Source organism: Streptomyces sp. EDA2-14 (assembly GCF_054963755.1).
The window spans coordinates 194,701-201,467 of the sequence record NZ_JBUEGE010000017.1 but is presented as its reverse complement, the minus strand read 5'-3'; the positions used below and the strand labels follow the sequence as shown (position 1 = coordinate 201,467).

Genomic DNA, 6,767 nt, shown 5'->3' with positions numbered 1-6,767 from the left:
TACCGCACTCGCCTCGCGCGAGGCATCCACGAGCGAGGACACCGGGTCCTTCTCCGCGATGTCACTGGCGAGCCGTACTCCCGGGGCACGCTGCCGGGCCCGCTCCAGCGCCTGCGCCACGAGCTGCTCGGCGTGCCGGAGGAGGTCGTCCTGGCCGAGTCCGGACGTCGGCTGGAGGGGTTCGTAGCGCTCCCAGCGCGAGGCGTACAGGATGCGCAGCCCGACCTCGCGCAGGGCGGCCTCGTCGACCGCCCAGTCCAGCGCCTGCAGGCTCGGGTCCGAGCCGTCGATCCCCACGATCATCTCTCGCTCCACCGCTCCCGCCTCCTTACGGCCGGGCCCGCGTGCGGAGCCCGCCGCTCTCACGCTGCCACCTGGCCCGACCGTTCGGCAGGGCCCTGTCGGCCCCGTCCCCGCGGTGTTGGACCTCATGACGTGGCGCGGTGCCGCCGAAGGGGCCCGGTCGGCAGGGCAGCGGGGGACGTCCGGCCCATTACGGCGCGCGGCCCGCGCCAGGACCCTGGGCGAAGAGGCGCTCGTACAGACCGGGTTGAGAGGTGGAGGCCGTGAGCACCGCACCGTTGAACGCTTCGGTCCTGGAGGGCTGGCTGTCGGCGGCCGTCGCGGCACCCTCCATCTTCAACACGCAGCCATGGAGGTTCCGCTTCGACCTCGACACCACATCGGTCGAGGTGCGCGCCGCGCCGGAGCGCTGCCTGCCCGAGGCCGACCCGTCGGGGCGGGCGCTGCACCTCTCGGTGGGTGCCGCCGTGTTCAATCTGCGGGTGGCGGCGACGCACGACGGATGGACGCCCGTGCCCCGCCTGTTGCCCGACCCCGACGACCCGGAACTGCTCGCCTTGGTCCGCATGGTGGGCTCCCCGCAGCGGGGCGCAGTGGACCACCGCCGAGACCTGTACGACGCGATCTGGCGCCGCCGCAGCTCGCGGTTCCCCTTCGCGGACCGGCCGCTGGAAGCCGGGGTCTGCGCCGAGCTGGCCGAGGCGGCCCACAGCAGCGGCGGCCTGCTGTCGTTCCCCACGTCGGCCGAGAAGGCCCATCTGCTCCGGGTCACGCGGGAGGCCGAGGAGCGCAGCCGCCGACATGCCGACCGCGCGGCCGAAAGCCGCCGCTGGGTGCACCGGGACGCGCACGACCGGTCCGCGTACGGGCTGCCGCGCGCGACCCTCGGCGTACAGGACATCCATGAGCGCATTCCCATGCGGGACTTCACCGCGCGGCGGCACCTCGCGCACCTGCCGGCCCGGGAGTTCGAGCGGCATCCGGTGATCGCCGTGCTGAGCACCGCGCACGATCGCCGCGCCGACTGGCTGCGCGCCGGGCAGGCCCTTCAGCACGTACTGCTCGTGGCCACGGCGCACGGCCTGCGGGCCTCGCTGCTGCATCAGGCGATGGAGTGGCCCGACCTGCGGCGGACGCTGCGCCCCGCGCCCGAGCACGCCGGACATGTGCACATGCTGGTGCGCCTCGGCTACGGCCCGCAGGGCCCGGCTGGACCGCGCCTGGCCACGAGCGCAGTGCTTCTCACGTCCGCACGAGGGGCGTAGGCGATGAGCGTGCGGTCGAGTGTCCGCCGGGTCGCGTGCCGTGTCTCGGGCGGGCGTGGCGCTTCATGCAGGCGTGGTGCCTCATGCGGGCGTGGCGCCTCATGGGGTCGTGGCGTCGAGAGGCACGGACCATTCCAGGGTGGTGCCGGCTCCACTGCCCGGGCCGAGGGTGAAGGTGCCACCGAGGCTCTCGGCGCGCGTGCGCATGTTGGTGAGTCCGCTGCGGCGTGTGACCGAGGAGTCGACACCGCGGCCGTTGTCCGTGACGAGCAGGCGCAGCCGGTCGCGGGTCACCTCGACCGAGACCTCCACGACGGTGGCCGCGGCGTGCCGCGTCACGTTGGAGAGGGCCTCGTGCAGGACCGCCAGCAGATGCTCGGCGTGCTCCTCGGGAACGACCGTGTCCAGCAGGCCGCTCATCCGCAGCGCCGGGACAAAGCCCAGCGCCTCGCTCGCGCGCGTGACCCGGGACACCAGCCGGCCGCGCAGCCCCGCCGGTTCGGAGCGATCGCCTTCGCGCAGCGCGTAGATGGTCGACCGGATCACCTTGATGGTGCCGTCCAGGTCCTCCACCACCCGCCGTACGCGCCGGGCGGTGTCCGGCCGGTCCGTGAGGCGGTTGAGGACGGACTGCAGGCTCAGACCGCTGGCGAAGAGCCGCTGGATGGCCAGATCGTGCAGGTCCCGCGCGATCCGGTCACGGTCGTTGACGACGAGCAACTGCTCGGCCTCCCGGCGGTGTTCGGCGACCTCCAGGGCGAGCGCCGCGTGCCCGGCGAAACCGGCGATCATCGAGACGGTGGCGTCGGGAAACGCGGCCCCGTCCTCCCGGTTGGCCACCTGGAGGACGCCCCGCACCCGGTCCCCGGTGCCGAGCGGGATCAGGAACGCGGAACCGAGGCGGGGCGCCGCCTGCTCCGACTCCGCCTGCGCGTCCTCACTCAGCGCCGCGCTGACGATCGTCTCGCCGGAGCCGTACACCTTGGCCGCCAGGCTCGTGCCGCCCGGCAGGGCCAGGCCGTGCCGGCGCTCCGCGCCCAGGCCGACCGCCGCCTCGACGACGAGGTCGTCGGTGTCGCCCACGGGAACCGCCAAGGTCACCAGATCGGCCTCGGACAGCTCGCGCACGGAGACCACGAACGACCGGAGCGCCTCGGCGGGATCGGCGCCGGAGAGCAGGGTGCGGGTGAGATCGCTGCTCGCGGCGAGCCAGCGTTCCCGGCGGCGGGCGTCGTCGTACAGGCGCGCGTTGTCGATCGCCACACCGGCGGCGGTGCCGAGGGTGCGCAGCAGCGCCTCGTCGTCCGCGTCGAACTCCCGGCCCCCGTTCTTCTCGGTCAGGTACAGATTGCCGAACACCCGGTCCCGCAGCCGCACCGGCGTACCGAGGAACGTCGTCATCGGCGGGTGGCCGGACGGGAACCCCACGGAGTCCGGATGCTCGCTGAGCACCGCGAGACGCAGGGGGCGCGGGTCGCGCACAAGCAGCCCGAGGATGCCCTCGCCGCGTGGGTAGTGACCGATGCGCCTGATGGTCTCCTCGTCGACCCCCAGGGTGATGAACTGCTTGATGCCGCCCGCGTCGTCGACCACGCCGAGAGCGCCGTAGCGGCAGTCGACCAACTGGACCGCGGACTCGACGATCTGGTGCAGCACGACGTCCAGATCCAGCTCGCTGCCGATGGCGAGCACCGCCTCGAGGAGGGTGTGCACCCGGTTCTGGGTGGCGCGGACCCGCTGCACCTGGTCCTGGAGCTCCTCCATGAGCGCGTCGAGCCGCGACTGCGGTGTCGGCGCGGCGACGTGAGCGGGTTTCTGTGGGCCGTGCGCGTGGTGTTCCATGCCGCCCCCTCGTCAGCGCCTCACCCGCCCATCCTGTCCGATTCCCCGTCGCCGTTGTCGAGTGGTGCCGGGGCCAAGAAAACTGGAGCCGCCATGGAGGGCCGCCAGCACCGCGCCCCGGATCCGCCGATCCGGGTGTTCCTCCTCGACGACCACGAGGTCGTCCGCCGCGGGGTGCACGAACTGTTGGAGGACGAGCGGGACATCACGGTCGTCGGTGAGGCCGCCACGGTCGAGCAGGCCCTGGTGCGCGTACCGGCGCTGCGCCCGGACGTCGCCGTGCTCGACATCCGCCTCCCCGACGGCGACGGTGTCACGGTCTGCAGGGAGCTGCGCTCGCGCATGCCGGGCCTCGCCTGTCTCATGCTCACCTCCTTCGACGACGAGGAGGCGCTGCTCGACTCGATCATGGCCGGCGCGTCGGGCTACGTACTGAAGCAGATCGAGGGGGCGAACCTGGTCGCGGCCGTGCGCACGGTGGCCTCCGGTCAGTCGCTGCTCGACCCGAGCGCCACCACCAAGCTCATGGCCCGGCTGCGCGGCGAGCCCACCAAGGAGACGGAACCGGACGAGCTCGCCCGGCTCACGGAGCGCGAGCGGGAGATTCTCGAACTGATCGGCGAGGGCCTCACCAACCGGCAGATCGGGCAGCGGCTCTACCTCGCGGAGAAGACCGTCAAGAACCACATCTCCCGCCTGCTGAACAAGCTCGGTGTGTCGCGACGCATTCAGGCCGCGGTCATCGCCACGCAGACGTACGAGCGGCACCGGCACGACGGCGCCTGACACAGCCCTGGAGACACAGCCCGAAGTCCGAAGGAGGCAAGAGCATGAAGCACAGCAAGGTCGGTTCCGTCATGGTGAGCGACGTCGTCCACGCCGAGTACGGCACGTCGTTCAAGGAAGTGGCCCGCCTGCTGAACGCCCACCGCGTCAGCGGCCTCCCGGTCGTCGACGAGGACACCAGGGTCATCGGGGTGATCTCCGAGACCGACCTCCTGGCCCGGCAGGCGCAGGGCGACGACGGCCCGTCCGGCCGCGAACGCCCCTTCCGGCTGCCCGCCCTCAGCCGCGCCGCCCGCACCGAGTACCGCAAGGCGCACGCGCGCACGGCGGGGCAGCTGATGTCCCAGCCGCCCATCACGGTGCACGCCGACGAGACCATCGCCGAGGCCGCCCGCACCATGGCCCACCACACGGTGGAGCGGCTGCCCGTGGTCGACGAGGAGGAACGCCTCGTCGGCATCGTCACCCGCCGCGATCTGCTCCAGGTGTTCCTGCGCACCGACACCGCGATCCGCCGCGAGGTGATCGACGAGGTGCTCGTACGCAGCCTCTGGCTGTCGCCGCAGACCCTCACCGTCGAGGTGAACGAGGGCGTGGTCACCCTCTCCGGGCAGGTCGAGCGGATCAGCGAGAAGGAGATCGCGACGCGGATGACCGCACACATCGACGGAGTCGTCGGCGTGATCGACAAGCTGACCTACCGCCTCGACGACTCGCACCTGCGGCCGGACAGCGACGCGCTGCACGGCATCGCGGACGACTGGCTGCGCAAGCTGTGAAGGAGGGTGACGGAGATGGCGGACACGATGCCCACCGTGCTGATCGCCTACGCGACGAAGAACGGCTCCACCGCCGAGATCGCCGAACACATCGGTGAGGTACTGCGGAAGGGTGGCTGCGCCGTCGAGGTCCGGCCGGCCGGCGACACACGGGTGCGGGTCGCGGACCACGACGCGGTGATCCTCGGCGGCGCCCTCTACGCGGGCCGCTGGCACCGCGACGCCCGCCGCTTCGCGCGCCGCAATGCGCGGGCGCTGACGGAGTGTCGCGTGTGGCTGTTCAGCAGCGGCCCCCTGGACGCCTCGGCGTCGGACCGCGACATTCCGCCGGTACGCGGCGTGCGACGGGTCGCCGCGCGCGTCGACGCCGACGGTCACGTCACCTTCGGCGGCCGTCTCGACGAGCACGCCCGGGGCCGGATGGCCCGGATGATCGTCAAGTCCGGCCGGGGCGGCGACTTCCGGGACTTCGAGCGGATCACCGCCTGGACCGGGGGCATCGCCCGCGAACTCCGCATCGGCCCGGCAGAGGACGGCCCTCGATGATCGCGACGACGTCACCCCGGCTGGCGCATTCGCTCTCCGGTGAACACCGGGCCCGGCTGATGGGACTGGCCCGCGAGGTCAACTTTCCCGAAGGGGCCCGGATCCTCGAAGAGGGCGGGCACGCCGACCACTTCTGGATCGTCCGGACCGGCACCGTCGCTCTCGACCTGCACGTTCCGGGGCGCCGCCCGGCCGTCATCGAAACACTCGGGTTCGGTGAACTCCTCGGCTGGTCCTGGATCTTCGAACCCTACGTGTGGCAATTGGGCGCCGAGGCGTTGAGCCCGGTCCGCGCCCACGAGTTCGACGCCGGGCAGGTCCGCGCGCTGTGCGCCGCAGACGCGGCGTTCGGGCGCCAGGTCGAGCACTGGATCGGTGCGGTCCTCGCGCACCGGCTGCTGGCCGCCCGCACCCGGCTCCTCGACCTGTACGCCCCGCACGGCAGCGGCCTGCCGCGCTGACCGCCGTACCCGTCTCTCGTTCAGGAGGTTCCCGTGACCGACAGCCCGCACATCGTCAGCGACGTGATGACCCACACCGTGGTCGCGGTCGGGCGCCACGCCCCCTTCAAGGAGGTCGTCGAGCTGATGGAGCAGTGGAAGGTCAGTGCCGTCCCCGTCCTGGAAGGAGAGGGCCGGGTCGTCGGAATCGTCTCCGAGGCGGACCTGCTGCCCAAGGAGGAGTTCCGCGACACCGACCCGACCCGGTACGACCAACTGCGCCGACTGCCCGACCTCGCCAAGGCCGGAGCCGTGAGCGCGGGCGAACTCATGACCAGCCCCGCCGTGTGCGTGCGGGCCGACTCCACCCTCGCCGAGGCCGCCCGCACCATGGCGCTGCGCAAGGTCAAGCGGCTCCCGGTGGTCAACGCGCAGGGCCTGCTCGAAGGCGTCGTCAGCCGGTCCGACCTGCTGAAGGTGTTTCTGCGGACCGACGCGGACATCGCGGAGGAGGTGCGGCGCACGGTCGCCTCGTACCTCTTCCCCGGCCAGCCCGTGACGGTCACGGTCACCGACGGCGTCGTCACCTTCGGCGGCACCCTGGCCAATCGCACCATGGTCCCCGTCGCCGCCCGGCTCGCACGTGCGGTGGAGGGGGTGGTGGACATCCGTATGAGCTTCACCGACTCGCCTCCGAAGCGGCGATAGGTCAACTGCCGGGCATGCGCCGACCGTTGACGCGCTCGGCGCACCCTCCACGTGATGTGGCCCAACTTCTTCTCCTGCCCCGCTTCAGGCTCGGTGCA

At 72.1% G+C, this 6,767-nt stretch carries 8 protein-coding genes; 6 read left to right on the top strand and 2 right to left on the bottom strand.

Annotated features, from left to right (window positions below; genetic code table 11):
• Positions 1 to 315, bottom strand: a 315-nt coding sequence (locus tag ACY34M_RS31895) for a universal stress protein (RefSeq protein ID WP_462721662.1), incomplete at its 3' end; no start/stop codon positions are given.
• A 251-nt stretch (positions 316 to 566) separates the two neighbouring features.
• Between ACY34M_RS31895 and ACY34M_RS31890 the strand changes: the two genes are divergently transcribed.
• Entirely contained in the window at positions 567 to 1,568 is a 1,002-nt protein-coding gene (locus tag ACY34M_RS31890) for an Acg family FMN-binding oxidoreductase (RefSeq protein WP_462721663.1), read from the top strand.
• Positions 1,569 to 1,667: 99 nt separating this feature from the next.
• On the opposite strand, the gene ACY34M_RS31885 is transcribed toward ACY34M_RS31890, so the two are convergent.
• Positions 1,668 to 3,410, bottom strand: a complete 1,743-nt coding sequence (locus tag ACY34M_RS31885; protein WP_462721664.1) for a GAF domain-containing sensor histidine kinase — start codon at positions 3,408 to 3,410, stop codon at positions 1,668 to 1,670.
• A gap of 93 nt (positions 3,411 to 3,503) precedes the next feature.
• Between ACY34M_RS31885 and ACY34M_RS31880 the strand changes: the two genes are divergently transcribed.
• From ACY34M_RS31880 to ACY34M_RS31860, 5 genes are read left to right on the top strand one after another with little or no spacing between them, the layout of a single operon-like run.
• On the top strand, positions 3,504 to 4,196 hold the full coding sequence (locus ACY34M_RS31880) for a response regulator (RefSeq protein ID WP_462721665.1): 693 nt from the start codon (positions 3,504 to 3,506) through the stop codon (positions 4,194 to 4,196).
• A gap of 44 nt (positions 4,197 to 4,240) precedes the next feature.
• Entirely contained in the window at positions 4,241 to 4,975 is a 735-nt protein-coding gene (locus tag ACY34M_RS31875; RefSeq protein WP_462721666.1) for a CBS domain-containing protein, read from the top strand.
• A gap of 15 nt (positions 4,976 to 4,990) precedes the next feature.
• Complete coding sequence (locus ACY34M_RS31870) at positions 4,991 to 5,521, top strand: flavodoxin domain-containing protein (RefSeq protein ID WP_462721667.1); 531 nt, start codon at positions 4,991 to 4,993, stop codon at positions 5,519 to 5,521.
• Positions 5,518 to 5,982: a Crp/Fnr family transcriptional regulator gene (locus tag ACY34M_RS31865; protein WP_462721668.1), complete on the top strand. Its 465-nt coding sequence runs from the start codon at positions 5,518 to 5,520 to the stop codon at positions 5,980 to 5,982. Before ACY34M_RS31870 ends, ACY34M_RS31865 begins: the two co-directional genes overlap by 4 nt.
• A 33-nt stretch (positions 5,983 to 6,015) precedes the next feature.
• Positions 6,016 to 6,669, top strand: a complete 654-nt coding sequence (locus tag ACY34M_RS31860; protein WP_462721669.1) for a CBS domain-containing protein — start codon at positions 6,016 to 6,018, stop codon at positions 6,667 to 6,669.
• Positions 6,670 to 6,767: the final 98 nt, after the last annotated feature.